Here is a 19275-nt window from a genome sequence, read left to right as displayed (position 1 = left end):
CATCAAAGCTTTGGTTCGGGAGTGTTGCTGACACCTCATGGTCTTGCCTAGAGAACGACGCTGTACGGATATTTTCAATCCCGCAATCCTAGCCCATGGCAGCTCTCAGTCGATACCAAGCAACCCGCACTTTTCTTTCTGTTCCTGATGATGTCAAAGTCCTAGCGTCGGAATCACGAACTGAGACCGCGGCTGGAAATCGACCATTGTTGCGCTCACGCTCGGGTCTCGGCTTAAACCGCTGAAAGCCAAATCATTGAAAACTCGACAGAACTGGCGGCTTCCTGTTGAGTGCGCAGTTTTAGGGAAAATCATGGCTGGGGTGGTAGGATTCGAACCTACGATACACGGTACCAAAAACCGCTGCCTTACCACTTGGCTACACCCCAACGGTGAGCGGCTATCTACGATTGTTGATGGCAGGGTTCAAGAGCGTTTTGCAAAAAAAGCGAGCGCCGTAAAATTTTTTTGAAGGCCCCTCATTTGGTATCGATCAACACCGCTCCGGTACGGTTGCCTTCCTGTACCATCACATGGGCCGCAGCGCATTCTTCCAACGTAAAGACCTTATGAACTGGGCAGGTCAAGGCGCCATCAGCCAGTGCCTTGTGTAGTGTCTTTATTGCGACGGCGCGCAAGTTCGCAGGCAGCAGGTAGATCAGGACCGCCTCGAGTGTCACAGCCTTGAACATCATGGGCCCAAAGGGAAAGACGGGCGTCATATTCCGGGCAGATCCATATGCGTTGATACGGCCGTTCTCGGCGATGACGGCAACGTTGGTGTCAAGGTTCTGTCCAAATTCGACATCGAAGATTCGACCAATTGCACGTCCATCATTTGCGTCGAGGATCTGATCTGAAAGGTGTTCACCGGTGTAGTCGAGAACGACATCTGCACCAGCTGCCTTGACCCGTTCAAAGCTGCCGGCGCTGGCCGTTGCGATCACTTTGGCTCCGGCCCATTTGGCAAGTTGCACAGCCAGGTAACCGACAGTTCCCGCCCCGCCATGGATCAAAACGGTTTGCCCGCGCGGCGTGCCGCCCGAAAACACCGCATGGCATGCGGTTAGGCCCGGAATTCCAAGAATTGCCCCGGTTTCAAGTGACACCGTCTCGGGCAGTTCCACAGCCTGGGATTCGGGCAGGGTGATGTGGCTGGCAGCTGTACCGAATGCGCGCTGCCATTGCCCGTTCCAGATCCACACGCGCTGGCCAATCCGCGTCGCGGGTACACCATCGCCCACTGCTGTGATGACTCCAGCCCCGTCACTGTGCGGAACGATCAGTGGAAACGGAGGTTCTGTGACACCCGGTCGGGCCCCCGCGCGGGCCTTGATGTCCGAGGGGTTTACGCCGGAAAAGGACAGCTCGACCGTGACTTCACCCGGTCCAGGCGAACTCGGGGGTATATCCTGTATACGCAAGACATCGACAGCGTCTCCGAAAGCTGAATAGGTGACTGCGCGCATAGGGTCCTCCGTTTAGGTCGAGTTAAGCGGCGATTGCGCTGGTAACTCAAACACCTTGTGGCGCTTTTTCAGGGCGATGCGCAACCGCGGATACCGGAATTTGTCTTCCGCCTATTCCCGAATTTCGGAAGGATCGACGCCCCAAAGGTTTGATTTCAATGTCCAGCCACGGTATCCGCCGGCGGTGATCCGGCACCAGTCCAGCGAACAGGTTCCAAGGCGCGCCACCACCCCGGTCTCGAAATGGGCATTCACGGGCGAGGCTGGATCGGGGCGGGCATAAACAGGCAGCATCTCGGATTCGATCAGCACCGTCCGGACGCCAGACAACAAGGCATAGTGAACCCAGCCACCCGCGCCGTCGCGGTCCTGGACCTTGCGCCAGTTGCCATATTCGGCAGTGACCTGCAGCGGCATGCCGCGCCGTTTGAACACCCAGTCGATTCGATGGGTCAGGGACGGTCCGCGTCGCACGTTGCCTTCGGCTGCCTTCATCGACACATAGCGGGGCAGGGGCAGGTTGGTGACCGATCCGCGTTTGACCTCGGCCTGAGCGGCACAGACACCGAACATGACCAGAAATACGGAAACTACCGCCAGAGATCGGCGTTTTACCGGTCGAATACCACTCACTGACTGCCCGCTCTTATGCCTGTTGATCCGGTTTTGAAAAAAGGTCGACACAATGCCATTGGGGTTCTTGTGCCCCGCCTTATCCTGCGCCACGATGCCATGGCGCGCGTCCGTTTGCAAAGCAGTGGGAGAGCCGAGGTGCCAAGAGAACGTTTAAGTGTTGTCGTTACGCGACGGTTGCCTGAGGCAGTAGAAACCCGGTTAAGCGAATTGTTCGACGTGCGCCTGCGCGACGACGACACGCCAATGACGCGTGAGGAACTTGTAGCAGCGGTACAGGATGCCGATGTGCTGGTGCCCACGGTGACCGATACCATTGATGGCGGGCTATTGGGTCAGGCGGGTGAAAAGCTGCGGCTGATCGCCAATTACGGGGCCGGTGTCGACAATATCGATGTGGCGACGGCGCGGCAGCGCGGAATATTGGTGTCCAACACGCCCGGTGTGCTGACCGATGACACGGCAGATATGACCATGGCCCTGATTCTTGCTGTCACACGGCGCATTCCCGAAGGGTTGAGCGTCATGCAGCAAGGCGACTGGACCGGGTGGGCACCCACCGCGTTTCTGGGCGGTCGCATTGGCGGGCGGCGACTGGGTATTCTGGGCATGGGCCGGATCGGGCAAGCCGTGGCCCGCCGCGCCAAGGCGTTTGGTATGCAGATCCACTATCACAACCGCCGCAGATTGCGTCCAGAGATTGAGCAAGAGCTGGAGGCGACCTATTGGGAAAGCCTGGATCAGATGGTGGCACGTATGGATGTGATATCTATCAACTGCCCTTCGACGCCGTCGACCTTCCACCTGATGAACGCGCGCCGCCTGAAGCTGATGAAACCCACGGCAGTGATCGTGAATACTTCGCGGGGTGAGGTTCTCGACGAGAACGCTTTGACCCGGATGATCCGCGCGGGTGAAATTGCGGGCGCGGGGCTGGATGTGTACGAACAGGGAACCGGTGTAAACCCGCGCTTGCGGCAGTTGCCCAATGTGGTTCTACTGCCGCATATGGGGTCGGCCACGTTGGAGGGCCGGGTTGAGATGGGCGAAAAGGTCATCATCAACATCAAAACCTTCGAAGATGGCCATCGCCCACCGGATCAGGTTGTGCCTGCGATGCTCTGACGCGTCGGAAAGGATCATGGATGGACGTGTTTGAAGGGGGATGCCGCTGTGGGAATCTGCGTGTCTCAGCTTCGGGTCGTCCTCTACGCGTCGGGATTTGCCATTGTCTGGACTGCCGCAAACACCATGGCGCGTTGTTTTATGCGGCGGCGATTTTTCCGGCGGATGCGGTTAAAATCACCGGCAATGTGAAAGGTTATTCCGACCGGTACTTTTGCCCCGAATGCGGATCTCCGGTATTTGCCCGAAGCGGCACCGAAGTTGAAGTGCATCTGGGCTGTCTTGACGCGCCAGACCAATTCACACCGACATATGAATGCTGGACCAAACGGCGCGAGGCGTGGCTACCCGAATTTGCCGAGACAACCCGCTATGATCAGGATCGTCGCGCCGAAGAAACCGAACCATAGGGGAAATGGCGAAACTTCGCTGTGATAACAAGCTGCCATGCCTGATCGTTGCAGAGGGGGCAAAATCCTTACAGGATTGAAAATAAAGATTGTATTGGAGGGTTAGATCAGATGAGACATGTTTCAGCACTGCTGCTTTCGACCGCACTTACTATTTCGACACCGGGGTTCGCGCAGGAAACAGCCGACGCCGTCGCCCCTGAGGGCGCGACAGAGGGGCAGGTTCAGGCGATGACCGACGAGGTTATTGCGGCCCTCGAAGCCAAGCTTGAAGGAGTTCCGGTCACATCCGAAAACTGGATGATAGCTGCGGCCAATCCGCTGGCGGTGGAAGCCGGAGCCAAAGTGCTACGCGCGGGCGGGTCTGCTGCGGATGCGATGGTGGCCGTGCAGGTCGTGCTGGGGCTGGTTGAGCCGCAATCCTCTGGTCTGGGCGGGGGAGCGTTTCTGGTTTGGTACGACGCGGCCAGCGGGCAAATGACAACGCTGGACGGTCGCGAAACAGCGCCCCTCGCCGCAACCCCGACGCTCTTTCAGGACGAAAACGGTGAGCCGCTGAAATTCTTTGATGCGGTGGTGGGCGGATTGTCGGTAGGTACACCGGGTACGCCTGCACTGCTGGAAGAGGCGCATCGAAGATGGGGGCGCGCGTCTTGGCCTGGACTGTTTGCCGACGGTATCCGATTGGCGGATGAAGGGTTTCTTGTTTCCCCGCGTCTGGCCAGCCTTGTCGAAAACGATGCGGACCGCCTGTCCCGCTTTCCCGAAACAGCTGCATATTTCCTGCCTGATGGTCAGCCGTTGCAGCAGGGACAGCGTTTGATGAACCCGGATTATGCCGAAACATTGCGCATGCTAGCCAGCGATGGCGCTGCCGGTTTTTACGGAGGTGAGATCGCTGCGGATATCGTGCGAACAGTCCGAAACGCCCCCGGAAATCCCGGCGTTCTTGCGGGGGTGGATCTGGCGCTCTACCAGGTGATCGAACGAGAACCGGTTTGTGCCGATTACCGCGCCTACGAGGTTTGCGGCATGGGTCCGCCGTCGTCGGGTGCCCTGACCGTCGGGCAGATTCTGGGGATGTTGAACAGCTATGATCTTGCAGCAATGGGCGCCGAAAGTGCCGAGGCATGGCGCCTGATCGGCGATGCTTCGCGCCTCGCCTTTGCGGACCGTGGGCGGTACATGGCAGATAGCGATTTCATACCCATGCCCACCAAGGGGCTGGTTGATCCGGGTTACTTGTCCCAGCGGGCGGCGTTGCTGGAAAGCGAAGTGGCCTTGTCCGAGGTCGCACCGGGTAAACCGGAATTTGACCATGCTTTGATTTGGGCGGACGACGTGTCGCTGGAGCTGCCGTCAACCTCGCATATCTCGATCGTGGACAGCTATGGCAATGTGTTGTCGATGACGACGACAATCGAGAATGGTTTTGGGTCACGCCTGATGACAAACGGGTTCCTGCTGAACAACGAGCTTACTGATTTCTCGTTCAAGACACACAGCGACGGCGTGCCGATTGCCAACCGGCTGGAGCCGGGCAAGCGTCCGCGCTCATCCATGAGCCCGACTATCGTGTTAAAGGATGGCGAGCCGGTTCTGGCTATCGGGTCTCCGGGCGGCAGCCGGATTATCGGCTATGTCGCCAAGTCCATCATCGCCTGGGCCGATTGGGGAATGGACGTGCAGCAGGCGGTTTCCCTGCCTCATTTGGTCAACCGGTTCGGAACATATGATGTCGAGGCTGCGACTTCGGCAGAAGGATTTACGGACGCGCTTGCTCAGCTGGGTTTCGAAGTCAACGCGCGCGACCTGACTTCTGGGCTGCACGCAATCGAAATCGGTGACGGGCTGAGCGGTGGTGCCGACCCGCGCCGCGAAGGAATTGCGCTGGGCGAATAGACCCTCGGTATTAGTGGGGATTGCCTGCTTTCAACGGGCCTTTTAGTCATAGGCTGAAAGGCCCGAAACGTTTTTGGGGCAGGGGAGGATGACAATGGTGCAGGCAACCGCATTGCCAAGGAATGAAGCTGGTATTGAAACCGTAATTAGCATTCTCAAGCAGCGCTTTGGCGACAGGTTGCAAACGGGTGCCGCTGTCCGTGAACAACATGGGCACACCACGACCTGGATCGAAAACCAAGTCCCCGATGCCGTGGTTTTCCCGCATTCGACGCAGGATGTTTCGGACATCGTCAAAACCTGTGCGGCGCACCGGGTGCCAGTGATCCCGTTCGGTACAGGAACATCGCTGGAAGGGCATGTAAATGCCCCGGCGGGGGGCATCTCGGTCGATCTGACGCAGATGGATCGTGTGCTTGCAGTTCATGCCGAGGATCTGGATTGCGTCGTGCAGCCCGGTGTCACGCGCGAAGCGTTGAATACCCATCTGCGCGATCTGGGCCTGTTTTTTCCGATTGATCCCGGGGCGAATGCGTCGCTGGGTGGGATGGCTGCCACTCGCGCGTCGGGCACCAATGCGGTGCGCTATGGGACGATGAAGGACAACGTTCTCAGCCTTGAAGCCGTGATGCCAGACGGTCAGATCATCCGTACCGGGCACCGGGCCAAGAAATCTTCGGCCGGCTATGATCTGGCCCGTCTTCTGATCGGGGCGGAAGGCACGTTGGGAATCATCACCGAGCTGACATTGCGGTTGCAGGGTATCCCCGAAGCCATCAGTTCGGCGCGGTGTTCCTTTCCGACAGTCGATGCGGCGTGCCGTGCGGTGATGATGACCATTCAGTACGGCATTCCGGTTGCCCGGATCGAGTTGCTGGACGAGTTGTCGGTTCAGGCCGCCAACGCCTATTCCGGGCTGAGTCTGCCGGATACACCATTGTTGTTGCTGGAATTTCACGGCTCGGAAAGTGGTGCCGTAGAGCAGGCTGAAACCTTTGGTCAGATCGCCGAAGAATTTGGTGGCACAGACTTTGCGGCAACGTCGACTACTGAAGAACGAAACAAACTGTGGCAGGCGCGGCACGATATGTATTGGGCGTGTCTGCAATTGCGCCCCGGTGCGCGGGGTATTTCAACCGATGTCTGCGTACCGATCTCGCGCCTGGCCGAGTGTGTGACCGAGACGCAGAAGAAGGCTGCCGGCCTCGGCTTGTTGGCCCCCATCGTGGGCCATGTGGGGGACGGCAATTTTCATACGCTGCTGCTGATCGACATGGAAAACGTGGAAGAAGTTACCAAGGCCGAGGCGTTTGTCGGCTGGCTGAACGACATGGCGATATCCATGGAAGGCACATGTACCGGTGAACATGGCATCGGGCAGGGAAAGAGACCGTATCTGACCAGGGAACTGGGCGCCGCCACGCGATACATGGCTGCGATCAAGGCCGCGCTGGACCCAGACAACATCATGAATCCCGGCAAGATCTTGTCGGATGACACATAGCCATATTCACCCTCTGGTCCTTTTTGCGCCCTCAAAACGTCCATATGTTTTGGTTTCACAGGGTCGATGACAGAGGATTGTCGACATGAGCGCAAAATATCTGGCGGGGTTTGTAGCCATCTGCGGGTTGGCCGTTGCAGGGCTGGACTATGTTCAGCAAGCCAAAGCATCGGAAAATGGCTTTGGCATGAAAGAATATCTTGCCTCGGTATCCTCGCGTGTCGGTCTTTCTGACGGCTGGTTCACGGCAGAGGCGCAGCCTTCGCCATCACAGGAACCGGCGGTGAAAAGTCCCTCGGACGAAAGCGGCGAATTGGTCTGCGTCTCGGTCGGAACAAGCAAACGCTGCCGTTCCAGTGGTTGAGGGCAGCGGCCGGACGAATGAATTGCGACCCGCTTTCGATATTCGGGTCGTTTTTTTCATATCACTGGTCGGATGAATGTCGCGCTATCCCCCTTAAGTACGCCATATGGTGTCAACTGATTTCAAGGGGAGACGCCCGGTTATGAAAACCCAAGTCAAAGCATTGGTCGTAGGCGGCGGCGCCGTTGGGACCTCGATTGCCTATCACCTGGCCAAAGCAGGCTGGGACGATGTGATGTTGATCGAACGGGACGAACTTACGTCCGGGTCCACCTGGCACGCCGCGGGCCTGTTGCCGCTGTTCAACATGTCTTATGCGACGACCCATATCCACAAGTATTCCGTGGATTTCTACAAGACGCTTGAGGAAGAAACCGGCCTGAATGCGGGCTTCGCGGTTGTGGGCAACCTGCGCATGGCACAGACGCAAGAGCGTATGGACGAATACATGCTCTATGCCTCGACCGCCGAAACCTGTGATGTGAAATACGAGTGGCTGACCCCGGACCAGATCAAGGAACGCTGGCCGCTGATCGAGACATCGGATCTGAAGGGCGCGATCTATCACACCGAGGACGGTTATATTAACCCTGCCGATGTGACTCAGGCAATGGCCAAGGGGGCCCGTCAACGTGGCGTCGAAATCGTGCGCAAGATGCAGGCTGACGCGTTCCACTGGAACGGCACGCACTGGGAAGTGACTTGCACCAAGATGGTCGAAAAGGGAGGCAACCTGGTGCCTTCCGACGAACAGGTCGTGATCACCGCCGAACATGTTGTGACCGCGTCGGGCAACCACGCGCAGCGCACCGCCAAGATGCTGGACATCAAAATGCCTGCCATCCCGGTGGAACATACCTTTATCGTCATGGATAAAGACCCCGAGTTGGTCAAATGGCGCGAAGCAGGCAACCCCGAGCACCCCGTTGTCCGCGACGCCGACAACGAATCTTATGCGCGTGAAGAACGCGGTGGATGGATTCTGGGCATCTATGAACACGGCGCCCCTGCGCAGTTCGAATTCGGCGTTCCGGACAGCTTCCGCGCCGACCTGTTTCCGCTGGATCTGGACCGGATCGCCGAGCAGTACATGGCAATGGCCGAGCGCGTGCCGTCCTGTGCCGATTCCGGCCTGAAGGATGATTTCAACGGCCCGATCTGTTATACGCCGGATGGTAACCCGCTGGTTGGTCCGGCCCCGGGTTTGCGTAACATGTGGCTGGCCGAGGGTTTCAGCTTTGGCATCACCGCTGCGGGCGGCACCGGTTATTATCTGGCACAGATGATGGTCGATGGCGAAGCCGAGATCGACATGGCCTCGCTGGACCCCAAACGCTATTCCAGCAACTGGATGACCACCGAGTTCGCGGCGCGCAAGAATGAAGAATGCTACGAGCATGTCTATATCCTGCACCACCCGGATGAAGAGCGTGAAGCCTGCCGTCCGCTGCGTACCGTTCCGGCGTACGACCGCCAGAAAGCGCGTGGCGCTCAGTTCGGCTGGGTCAATGGCTGGGAACGTCCGAACTATTTCGGTCCGCTGGACGCGCCCGAGAATTTCGACAAGGAAGCACGCTCGTTCCGTCGTGGCGGCTGGTGGCAATATGCCGTCGAAGAGGCCAAGGCGATCCGCGAAGGCGTTGGCCTGATCGACGCATCGGCCTTCACCAAGCATGTCGTCAAAGGCCCCGGTGCCACCCAGTTCCTGGATTGGTTCACCTGCAACAAACTGCCCAAGGTCGGTCGCATCAACCTGACCTACGCGCTGACTGCGCACGGCACCACTCGTACCGAATACACCATCGTCCGCAATGGCGAGAACAACTACTACATCGTCTCTGCCGGTGCATGGACCGAGTACGACGCCGATTACCTGCTTAAAGCGGCCGAGGACAAGATGGAGGAGTTCGGTTACATCGAGATCCAGGACGTGACCACGCAATGGGGCGTCTTCGCCATCGCCGGACCCAAGTCGCGTGACGTTCTGAAAGAAGTTATCAAGGACGCCGACCCGGAAACTGCACTGTCCAACAAACGCTTCCCTTGGCTGTCGGCGCGTCAGATCGAGTTGGGCATGTGCCCGGTCAACGCGATCCGCGTGGCCTATACCGGTGAGCTAGGTTGGGAACTGCACCATCCGATCGAGATGCAGAACTACCTGTTCGATCTGTTGGAAAAAGCCGGTGAAAAGCACGGCATGAAGCTGGTCGGTGCCCGTGCCCAGAACTGGCTGCGTCAGGAGAAATCCTATCGCGCCTTTGGCACCGAACTGGGCCGCGACGCGACCCCGCTGGAAGCCGACCTGCCGCGCTTTGTCGACCTGTCCAAGGACTTCCACGGCAAAGCCAAGCTGGAAGAGACCGGTGTGCGCGTCAAGTGCTGCACCTTGCTGATCGACGGTCCGGCCGATGCTGACCCGTGGGGCCGCGAGGCGCTGTATACGCCGGAAGGCGAGCGTGTAGGTCGCCTGACCTCGGGCGGCTATTCGGTCGCGTTCGAGAAGTCGATCGGCATGGGCTATGTGAAGCCTGAACTGGCGGTCGAAGGCACCAAGCTGAAGGTCAAGATGCAGGACAAGTTGTGGGATGCGGTTGTCACCTGCGACAGCCCATACGATCCGAAAAACGAAACCATCCGCAAGGACGGTTGATCAATCAAAGGCCCCGGAAATTCCGGGGCCTTTTCTGTTGGTTACGCGGATAGTTCGTCGAAACATTCCAACGCCTTGGCGGCATACATCATGGCTGGCCCACCACCCATCTGAATGGCCATACCCAAAACGTCGGACACCTCTTCGCGTGTTGCACCCGCTTTGACCAACGCATCGGTGTGCAGAGTAATGCAGGGCTCGCAGCGGAGCGATACCGACATACCCAGCGCAATAAATTCCTTTGTTTTATAGTCGAGCGTTCCGCCTTCCTTCACAGCCTTCCCAAGTGCGCCGAATGCGCGCGACGTGTCGGGAATGGCCCCGTTGAGGTTGCGCAAGCTGGTTCGTGTTGCCGAGAGCTTTTCTTGCCAAGCCATTTTGAGTGCCTTTTTCATATAAGATAACGGGAATATGTGCGGGCAGTGGTAAGTTGACCTTGATCTCGATCAGTTGGCCGGGCGTTGGGAAACAAATGCAAGGTTGTTTGCGGGCATGTCGATGGTTTTCAGCACGCGCAACCCTACGTCCTGGAACAGGCCAAGGACATCTTCGTCGTTCTTGTAGCCAATGTCGGGATCTTGTCCGATCAGAGCCTCGTGAAACTTTTTGTCCCCGCCACTTGTCAATTGGCCCGAGCGTTTGAATGGGCCGTACAAAACGAACCTCCCGTTTTCAGTTAGGGACTGCGCGACTTCGGCGAAAATGGCTCTGGTGTCCTGCCAACTGATCAAATGTATTAAGTTAATCAAGACGATCAGGTCCTGCGAAGGAAAGCGCGCATGCCAGCCCGAATTCGTTGCGTCCAGATGTTCGGCATTTGCCACGTTGGGTAAGGCGCTGGTATAGGCGTCGATGCTAATGCGGCGTTCAGGGTCAGGTTCGGTGGGATGCCACGTCAGATCGGGCAGCAAATCAGCAAACGCACAGACATGCTGACCGGTTCCGCTTGCAATCTCCAGCGCGTGCCCACGGCGCGGTGCCCAGTCTTGTAGCAACGCGCAAAGCGCATCGGAGTTTCGCGTCGCTGCCGGGGCCACCAGTTTCCCATCCTCACTTGCGTTGGCGACATTCGCAGAGGGCGGTAGATTGCGTTTGATCATCTGTTCAACCTGTTTGGGGTCAGCGACTTAACACTGTCTGGATCCAGCACCGGCGTGTTTCCGACCACCAAATCACACAGCAACTGCGAAGCTGCCGGTGCTGTTTGGAAACCATACCCGCCTTGACCCGCAGACCAGATAAACGACGGATCGATCGGGTCAGGCCCAAGCACCAAGGTTCCGTCCGGTGCGAAACTGCGCAATCCTGCCCAGTTCGTTTCGACCCGTGTTACTGGTTCGGTCATCAATTCTTCATAGCGCGCCAGACCTTCGGCCAACACCATGTCGTCGGCATAGGCGTCCTGAGGTGGTGCGGGATCGGCTTCGCAAGGCGAAACAAGCAATTTGCCCGCGTCCGGTTTGGCGTACCATGTTTCACCCGTGCCCAACATCATGGGCCATCCGGATACATCATGGCCCCCGGGGGCGGGCAGCCGCGCCATTGAACGGCGGCGAGGAGAGATGCCGATGGGCGGTACCCCTGCAAGCTTGGCGATCTCGTCCACCCATGCACCGGCCGCATTCACCAAATTGCGGGCTTCGAAGATCTGCCCGGCCTCGACCAGCCAATGCCGCTCTTTTCGAATACCGGTTACTTTGCTTTTTGTTGCAACGGTTCCTCCGTTCTGGCGAATGGTCCGCGCGAAATCCTGCAACAGGCGATCAGTATCGATGTCAAAAGCAGCTTGGCTGATAGCCGCAAAACCCACCTTGGCCGGGTTCAGGATAGGAACGCTCGAAACCGCCTGATCGATGGGAATTCTTTCCATGTTCAGGTCTTTGCGGTCGGCTTCGAAAACTTCGCTTTGGTCAAACGAACCGATCAACATCAGTCCGCGCTGGGTTAGGTACCCACCGTTTTGTGTGTGCAGGAACGTGGCCCCAGCCCTGTTCAGCGCCACCACGGATTGCGGGCCATAGCTTTCTTCAAACAGGGCCGCCGAGCGACCCGACGCGTGATACCCCAAGGCGTCTTCGGCCTCTAAAACCATCACGGTTCCATATTGTGACAAGCGCGCGCCTGCACTTAACCCGGCAACTCCGCCCCCGATGACGAGGAAATCGATCATTATTTGTGTTCCTTCCGCAGCAGGTTCGCCACAAGTTTTCTGGTTTCATGTTGTTCTTTGGGTCAAGCATTTGGCTTTTCGAAGAATCTCCAAACTATAAGCAGCCTTGAATTTGGGCTTCAACCCGGTCAAAGAAGTATCAAAACGAACAGGAGGGCAAGGTGACTGCAGCAGATCTTCATCCAATGGCCACTGGACACATTCCCCGGTATATCGTCGCAGCTGACGGAAGCGATTACCTTTTTTCGGCTATGGTCGTCTTCTTTGTCGTTCTCGTGGTGCTGATCGGTGTTGGGTATCTGACGCTCCATTCGGTTCCGGAGAAAATGGCGCACGAGAACAACCATCCGCAATTTCAGTTGGTGGGTATTCTGGCGCTGCTGGCCCTGTTTACTCACAACGGGTTATTCTGGGTTGCCGCCGTACTGGTCGCAGGGTTTCAGTTTCCGGATTTTGCAACCCCGCTTAAAAGCATCGCCGATGCCATTCGTTCTCTTGGACGTGCAATTGCTTCGGAACCGGGCCCCGAGGCACCTGTGCCAACCCCTGGCGTTTCAGACTCCACCGACGTGCAGGAGCAAAACACATGATTGAAACCCTGCTTTGCGCCCTGATCACGGTGCTGCCCGATTATCTGTTCCGCCGGTTTGTTCAGGGCAAACGTATCGGTCACGAGATCACCCTTTTCACCATGTGGTACGAGTTGCGCTGGGGTCTTACGACCTGTGCCATTCTGGCGCTGACGGTAATCACCACGCTGTTCTATTTTCACCCAGCCAGTAAAACCGCAGCGTCCTATTTTCGAACCGTGACGATCCTGCCGCAGCTAGGTGGCCGTGTTTCGGAAATTTTCGTTAAGAACAATGAACTGGTAACTGCTGGCCAGCCTATTTTCAGGATCGAAGATTTCAGCCAGACAGCGCAGGTTCAGGCGGCGAATGCACAGATCGCACAGGTTCAGGCCTCGCTGATAGTGGCTGAAACCGATCTGGCCGAGGCTGATGCCGGTATTGCCGGTGCCAAGGCGGCTTTGGCGCAGTCCCTGGACGATCTTGAACGAAATACGACCCTGCGCGACCAAGGTTCAAGCGCTGTCCGGCTGACCGAGATCGAGCGGCTGGAAAACCTTGTTGCCGAGCGTGAGGCGCAGGTGGTTGCGGCCGAATCCAGACGTGCGGCAGTCGAACAGCAGATCGAAGAGCTGATCCCTGCGCAACTAGCCAGCGCCATTGCTCAGCTGGACGCCGCTCAGACCGAGTTGGACAAAACGCTGATTGTCGCCGGTGTTACCGGACGGGTCGAGCAGTTTAGCCTGCAGGTTGGCGATTACGTGAGCCCGTTGTTGCGTCCTGCTGGCATCCTCGTTCCATCGCATACCGGACATGACCGTTTTCAGGCTGCTTTCAACCAGCTGTCTGCTCAGGTGATCAAACCAGGTATGATCGGTGAGTTGGGCTGCATGACCAAGCCATTCACCGTAATTCCAACTGTGGTGGTCGAGGTTCAGGATGTCATACCGTCCGGTCAGATCCGTCCATCAGATGAATTGCGGGATGTGCAGAATAACACCAATCCCGGCTCGATTCTGGTCTATATGGAGCCGTTGTATGAAGGTATGGCCGATGACCTTCCTCCGGGCAGCAACTGCCTGGCCAACGTCTACACTGACAACCATGACCGTCTGGAACACGAGGATTTGGGCTTTTGGAAAGCTGCTTTCCTGCACGTGGTCGACACAATTGGCGTGGTCCATGCGGCAGGTTTGCGTTTGCGCCTGATCCTGATGCCCGTTAACACTCTGGTGCTGACCGGGCATTGATCCGGTTTCTTCAGAACAGTTCTTAACGCGCCCGGCAGGTTCCCTGCCGGGCGCTTGCATTTTTATAGCGCTGCTTTGAACAGCTGAGTGAGGTTTTCTTTGGTCAGCTCAATCGGGTTCCCGCCGCATGAAGGGTCAATGATTGCGCCTTCGACGAGGGTTGGGATTGAGGTCTCGGTTACGCCGAATTCTGCCAGCTTTCGCGGGATGCCAAGGCTGTCGTTGAATTCCTGTACAAAAGCGCGGAAGCCGTCAAAGCCACCGTTGATGCCCAGATAGGCGGCAGCCTGCTGGAAACGATCTGCTATGGCGGGAGCATTGAAATCCAGCACAGCAGGCATGCAGACCGCATTGGTGGTGCCGTGATGGGTGTTGAAGTGCGCGCCGACCGGGTGACTCATGGCATGGATCGCACCCAGACCTTTCTGGAAGGCGGTTGCGCCCATGGCCGCCGCGCTCATCATCTGGGCGCGGGCCTCAATGTCGCTGCCATCTGCGTAGGCGCGCGGCAGATATTCTTTCACCAAACGCATACCTTCCAGTGCAATACCCTGGCTCATCGGGTGATAATGCGGGCTCGAATAGGCTTCGACGCAATGCGCGAAGGCGTCCAGACCGGTGCCTGCGGTGATGAATTTGGGCATTCCAACCGTCAGTTCAGGATCGCAGATCACCACCGTCGGCAGGACTTTGGGGTGGAAGATGATCTTCTTGGCGTGGGTCTCGGAATTTGTGATGACGCTGGCGCGGCCAACTTCGGATCCGGTCCCCGCAGTCGTTGGAACCGCAATGATCGGCGCGATTGCATCCGCATCGGCGCGGGTCCACCAGTCGCCGATATCCTCAAAGTCCCATACCGGGCGCGTCTGGCTGCACATGAAGGCGACCATCTTGCCCAGATCCAGGCCCGAGCCGCCGCCAAAGGCAATCACACCATCATGTCCACCGGCCTTGTATGCCGCAACGCCTGCGTCGAGGTTCTTCTCATTCGGGTTTGGGTCCACGTCACTGAATACACCGCGGCCCAGACCAGCCGCCTCCATAATATCCAGCGTCGCCGCGGTGATCGGCAGATCGGCCAACCCCTTGTCCGTGACCAGCAGGGGTTTCTTTATCCCGGCTGTGGCACAGGCTGCGGTCAGTTCCTTGATGCGCCCGGCACCAAATTTGATTGCGGTCGGATAGGACCAGTTTCCAACAAGTGTCATGTCAGGTTTCCTTTGTGATTTGAGACCTGCGCGGGTGAGGGGGTCAGCCCCGAGCAGGCCGTCGTCCTTAGCCCGTGACCTTCTTCAGGTGGTAGGATTTTGGACGGGTGAGATTGTGATAGCCGATGACCGAAAGACCACCGCCGCGCCCGGTATTCTTGCAACCGGTCCAGCACAGGCCAGGGTCCAGATAGTCGGCCCGGTTCATGAAGACGGTGCCGGTCTCGATCTGGTCGCCCACACGCGCCGCGCGGTCCACATCGCGGGTCCAAAGGCTGGCTGTCAGACCAAACTCGCTGTCATTCATCAGCGCGATGGCCTCGGCATCCGAGGACACTTTCATGATGCCCACAACCGGGCCAAAGCTTTCGTCCCGCATCACCCGCATGTCATGGGTGACGTTGGTCAGGATCTGTGGCGTGAGATATGCGCCACCGTCGTCCTCGGGGAAGGGGTCGATATCCGCGACCGCGCCGGCCTCAACCGCTTCGGCAATCTGCGCGCGCACCTCGTCAGCGAAACGCACATTGGCCATAGGACCTATGGTTGTTTCGGCATCCAGCGGATTGCCCAGCTTATAACCCTTCACGATCTCTACCGCCTTGGCGACAAAGTCATCGTAAAGGCTTTCGTGAACGTAAATCCGCTCGATCCCGCAGCAACACTGGCCCGAATTGAACATCGCGCCGTCGATCAGCGTATCAACCGCCGCGTCCAGATCGGCGTCGTCCATAACGTAACCCGGATCCTTGCCGCCCAGTTCGGTGCCCACGCCAGTAAAGGTACCCGCCGCCGCACGCTCCATCGCCTGACCGCCGCCGACCGAACCGGTGAAGTTCACAAAGTCGAACGCGTTGCCCGCGATGAGGTCATTGGTCACGTCGTGGCTGAGGAACACATTCTGGAACACGTCTTCGGGCACCCCTGCCGAATGGAACGCCTGCGCCATGCGTTCACCGACCAACAGGGTCTGGGTCGCGTGTTTCAGAACAACCGTGTTGCCCGCGATCAGCGCGGGCGCCACCGTGTTGATTGCCGTCATGTAAGGATAGTTCCAGGGTGCAACCACAAAGACCACCCCATGCGGAATGCGCTTGATATAGCGTTTGAAAGTCTCGTCTTCGCCCACGGCAATATCGGCCAATGACGTCTCGGCGATCTCTGCCATATGGCTGGCGCGTTCGTTGAATCCCCCAAACTCGCCGCCATAGCGCACTGGGCGGCCCATCATATGGGCCAGTTCCGGAACAATCTCATCATTCATCGCGCCAACAGCCGCGACACCCGCCATCACCAGATCAATCCGCTCCTGCAACGGCCGCGCTGCCCATCCGGCCTGTGCCGCCCGTGCCCGCGCCGCGCCCTCAAACGCAGCCTCCCGCGACAGCACCTCGCGTTCCGCATAAACCGATCCATCAATCGGCGAGACACATTGCAACATCTGCGCCATATCCACTCCATCTCTAAAGAGAGCAGGATCCCTGCTTCATCTGGCCATAAATATCCCGGGGTGCGCGAAGGGGCTGGCCCCTCGCTTCCTCCATCTCAAGCCCGCTCAAAGCCGCGGGCAATTTCCCAATCGGTTACCACGCGTTCGAACTCCTCGATTTCAACCTCAGCCGCGCGGGTATAGTGATCGACAACGTCATCGCCCATGGCCGCGCGTAACATGGCCGAACCTTGCAGGGCGTTTCGTGCTGCACGCAGCGTGCCGGGGATCATTCCCGTCTCGCCCTGATAGACATCGCCCTTTGTCGGCGGCTGCAACTCCAGCCCTTCTTCGATCCCTGCGATCCCGGCCGCCAACATCCCTGCAATCGCCAGATAGGGGTTCATATCCGATCCCGGAATACGGCACTCGACCCGTATCGCCTTGGTTCCATCCCCGCACAGGCGGTACCCGGCCGTGCGGTTGTCTACCGACCAGATGATCCGCGTCGGTGCAAAGGTGCCCTTCATGAACCGCTTGTAGCTGTTGATGTACGGTGCCATGAAATACGTGTAATCAGCGGCGTATTTCAGCAGGCCGGCCATATAGCTTTTCATCAACGCCGACATGCCCAGCTCATCCGCCGCGTCATAGAACGCCGGTTGCCCATCCTTCCAAAGCGACTGATGCACATGAGACGAGCTGCCCACCCTTTCATGATGCCATTTTGGCAGGAAGGTCGCCGCATGACCGTGCTGCCAGGCGATCTCTTTCACCGCGTTCTTGGCGATCGAGTGATACTCTGCCGTGTCCATCGCAGGCGCATATTTGATGTTCAGTTCTTCCTGCCCGGCCTCGGCCTCACCTTTGGTGTTCTCGACCGGAATGCCCGCATCCCACAGGTGGTTCCGGATCGGGCGCATCACATGCTCTTCCTTGGTGGTCTGCAGAATGTGATAATCTTCGTTATAACCCGAGATCGGTTCCAGATCGCGGAACCCTTCCTTGCGGATTGCATCAAAACTTTTCGCGAACAGGAAGAATTCCAGCTCGGTGGCGCACATCGCCTCATACCCCATCGCCTTCAGGCGGTTCACCTGCTTTTTCAGGATCGAGCGCGGCGCATGTGGCACTTCCTCATGGGTGTGGTGATCCAGCACATCGCACATGACCATCGCGGTACCTTCCAGCCAGGGCACCGGGCGCAATGTGCTAAGGTCTGGCTTCATCACATAGTCGCCATAACCACGCTCCCAACTGGTCGAGGCATACCCATCCGGCGTCGCCATCTCGAGATCCGTGGCCAGCAGGTAGTTACAGCAATGCGTCTCTTCCCACGCGCCAGCCACAAAATGACCTGCATGAAAACGCTTGCCCATCAACCGACCCTGCATGTCAACCATGCAAACCAATACTGTGTCGATCGCGCCGTCTGCGACAAGCGATTTCAGGGTTTCGAAAGTCAGAGTTGCGGTCATGAAACAAACCTCATGCGTTGAGTAGGGGCGCCGCATGACAGCGCCCCTGTTTTGATATCAATCGAATGTGTAAGGTGCGCCGGCCTGGTTAATGACCGAGTTATACTCACGGAAGATGCCAACGATCTTCTGGTGAATTTCGCCTTCCTGTGCGACCTCGTCCCAGAATTCGATAGCGGCATTTTCCACTTCTTTCCATTCTGCCGCCGGAACCTGTCGCAACTGCAGTTTGTCGCCATTCGCGCGCAAGGCCGCTTCGCCGCCCCAATACCACTGGTTACGATAGGTGTGGCCTGCTTCGACACCTGCCATCACAACCGATTTCAGGTGGTCAGGCAACTCGGCCCAGCGTTCCTGGTTTGCAAACCAGGACCCGATCCACGCGCCTGAGATGTTGTTGGTCAGGAAATAGTCGGTCACATTGGCCCAGCCAACAGTGTAATCTTCAGTGATGCCCGACCAGGCCATTCCGTCCAACTCACCGGTTTGCACGGCCACTTCCGCGTCTTCGTATGGGATATTGACTGGTACAACACCAAACTTGGCCAGAAAACGCCCGGCCGTCGGGAAGGTATAGAGCTTCAGCCCATCCAGGTCGCCAAGGCTTTTGATTTCCTTTTTGGTGTTGAAGTTGCAGGGGTCCTGACCCGCTGCCGATAGCCACGTCACACCAACCTTCTCATATTCCGAGCGCCAGATATCAGCCAGACCGTATTGGTTGAACAGCACCGGAACGTCTAGAATATGCTTGGTCGCGAAGGGGAAATAACCACCGAATTGACGCAGCGGAGTAGGCGAAGCCATGGAATCGTCGTCCGAATGTACACCGTCAATCGTGCCGCGTTGCAGGGCCTGGAACAGTTCACCCGTCGGAACGATCTGGTCCGCATAGAACAGTTCGATCTCAAGTTCGCCATTGGCATTGGCGTTGATGTAATCGATGGCTGGCTTGGTCACATGCTCGCCCAATGCGCCACCGGCATAGGTCTGGAACCGCCACTTGATGGCGGATTGCGCTTTGACGATCGCAGGAGAGGCCAGTGTGGCGGCCCCCGCCAGACCGGCGGAGCTTAGAAATCTGCGTCTTGTAGTCATTGTCTTTCTCCTCTGTTTA

General features: G+C 57.8%; 17 protein-coding genes and 1 tRNA gene. 8 read left to right on the top strand and 10 right to left on the bottom strand.

What is annotated here, in order from left to right; all coding sequences use genetic code 11:
* Positions 1-314: 314 nt before the first annotated feature.
* From I9188_RS06940 to I9188_RS06930, 3 genes are all read right to left on the bottom strand, one after another.
* Positions 315-389: transfer RNA gene (locus I9188_RS06940), tRNA-Gln, on the bottom strand.
* Between the two features lie 90 nt (positions 390-479).
* Entirely contained in the window at positions 480-1469 is a 990-nt protein-coding gene (locus I9188_RS06935; protein WP_209504666.1) for an NADPH:quinone reductase, read from the bottom strand.
* Between the two features lie 111 nt (positions 1470-1580).
* On the bottom strand, positions 1581-2042 hold the full coding sequence (locus I9188_RS06930) for an SH3 domain-containing protein (RefSeq protein ID WP_209504930.1): 462 nt from the start codon (positions 2040-2042) through the stop codon (positions 1581-1583).
* A 198-nt stretch (positions 2043-2240) separates the two neighbouring features.
* On the opposite strand from I9188_RS06930, the gene I9188_RS06925 reads away from it, so the two are divergent.
* The 6 genes from I9188_RS06925 (at position 2241) to I9188_RS06900 (ending at position 10057) form a co-directional block, all read left to right on the top strand.
* Positions 2241-3227, top strand: coding sequence for a D-glycerate dehydrogenase (locus I9188_RS06925; RefSeq protein ID WP_209504665.1), 987 nt, complete (start codon positions 2241-2243; stop codon positions 3225-3227).
* Positions 3228-3247: 20 nt separating this feature from the next.
* Positions 3248-3637, top strand: coding sequence for a GFA family protein (locus tag I9188_RS06920; protein WP_209504664.1), 390 nt, complete (start codon positions 3248-3250; stop codon positions 3635-3637).
* Between the two features lie 111 nt (positions 3638-3748).
* Positions 3749-5539 carry a gamma-glutamyltransferase gene (gene ggt, locus I9188_RS06915; protein ID WP_209504663.1) on the top strand — a complete coding sequence of 597 codons (1791 nt, stop codon included), beginning with the start codon at positions 3749-3751 and terminating at the stop codon, positions 5537-5539.
* 94 nt (positions 5540-5633) lie between these two features.
* Complete coding sequence (locus I9188_RS06910) at positions 5634-7043, top strand: FAD-linked oxidase C-terminal domain-containing protein (RefSeq protein WP_209504662.1); 1410 nt, start codon at positions 5634-5636, stop codon at positions 7041-7043.
* 85 nt (positions 7044-7128) lie between these two features.
* The gene (locus tag I9188_RS06905) at positions 7129-7407 is read left to right on the top strand and encodes a hypothetical protein (protein ID WP_209504661.1); all 279 of its coding nucleotides are present in this window, start codon (positions 7129-7131) and stop codon (positions 7405-7407) included.
* Positions 7408-7549: 142 nt separating this feature from the next.
* Complete coding sequence (locus I9188_RS06900; protein WP_209504660.1) at positions 7550-10057, top strand: FAD-dependent oxidoreductase; 2508 nt, start codon at positions 7550-7552, stop codon at positions 10055-10057.
* Between the two features lie 41 nt (positions 10058-10098).
* Here I9188_RS06900 and I9188_RS06895 read toward each other — a convergent pair whose 3' ends face one another.
* The 3 genes from I9188_RS06895 to I9188_RS06885 all read right to left on the bottom strand — a co-directional run bounded on the left by I9188_RS06895 (position 10099) and on the right by I9188_RS06885 (position 12227).
* A complete protein-coding gene (locus I9188_RS06895) occupies positions 10099-10434 on the bottom strand; it encodes a carboxymuconolactone decarboxylase family protein (RefSeq protein WP_209504659.1) in 336 nt (111 codons plus the stop codon).
* 69 nt (positions 10435-10503) lie between these two features.
* Positions 10504-11157 (bottom strand): DUF938 domain-containing protein, encoded by a 654-nt coding sequence (locus I9188_RS06890; protein ID WP_209504658.1) that lies wholly within the window; start codon positions 11155-11157, stop codon positions 10504-10506.
* Positions 11154-12227: an FAD-dependent oxidoreductase gene (locus I9188_RS06885; RefSeq protein WP_209504657.1), complete on the bottom strand. Its 1074-nt coding sequence runs from the start codon at positions 12225-12227 to the stop codon at positions 11154-11156. Before I9188_RS06885 ends, I9188_RS06890 begins: the two co-directional genes overlap by 4 nt.
* A 161-nt stretch (positions 12228-12388) precedes the next feature.
* Here I9188_RS06885 and I9188_RS06880 point away from each other — a divergent pair, with 161 nt between their 5' ends.
* Positions 12389-12817, top strand: coding sequence for a hypothetical protein (locus I9188_RS06880; RefSeq protein ID WP_348540325.1), 429 nt, complete (start codon positions 12389-12391; stop codon positions 12815-12817).
* Positions 12814-14046 (top strand): biotin/lipoyl-binding protein, encoded by a 1233-nt coding sequence (locus I9188_RS06875; RefSeq protein ID WP_209504656.1) that lies wholly within the window; start codon positions 12814-12816, stop codon positions 14044-14046. The genes I9188_RS06880 and I9188_RS06875 overlap by 4 nt, the downstream gene beginning before the upstream one ends.
* 62 nt (positions 14047-14108) lie before the next feature.
* On the opposite strand, the gene I9188_RS06870 is transcribed toward I9188_RS06875, so the two are convergent.
* The 4 genes from I9188_RS06870 to I9188_RS06855 form a co-directional block, all read right to left on the bottom strand.
* Positions 14109-15254: an iron-containing alcohol dehydrogenase gene (locus tag I9188_RS06870; RefSeq protein ID WP_209504655.1), complete on the bottom strand. Its 1146-nt coding sequence runs from the start codon at positions 15252-15254 to the stop codon at positions 14109-14111.
* A 67-nt stretch (positions 15255-15321) separates the two neighbouring features.
* The gene (locus I9188_RS06865) at positions 15322-16704 is read right to left on the bottom strand and encodes an aldehyde dehydrogenase family protein (RefSeq protein WP_209504654.1); all 1383 of its coding nucleotides are present in this window, start codon (positions 16702-16704) and stop codon (positions 15322-15324) included.
* 95 nt (positions 16705-16799) lie between these two features.
* Entirely contained in the window at positions 16800-18161 is a 1362-nt protein-coding gene (locus I9188_RS06860; RefSeq protein ID WP_209504653.1) for a glutamine synthetase family protein, read from the bottom strand.
* A gap of 57 nt (positions 18162-18218) precedes the next feature.
* Positions 18219-19256 carry a TRAP transporter substrate-binding protein gene (locus I9188_RS06855; protein ID WP_209504652.1) on the bottom strand — a complete coding sequence of 346 codons (1038 nt, stop codon included), beginning with the start codon at positions 19254-19256 and terminating at the stop codon, positions 18219-18221.
* Positions 19257-19275: the final 19 nt, after the last annotated feature.

It is taken from the genome of Ruegeria sp. HKCCSA071 (assembly GCF_017872555.1).
In the GTDB taxonomy this organism is placed as follows: Bacteria; Pseudomonadota; Alphaproteobacteria; order Rhodobacterales; family Rhodobacteraceae; genus Ruegeria.
Note: the sequence above shows the minus strand (reverse complement) of the source record. Positions and strands in the feature narration are given on the sequence as shown.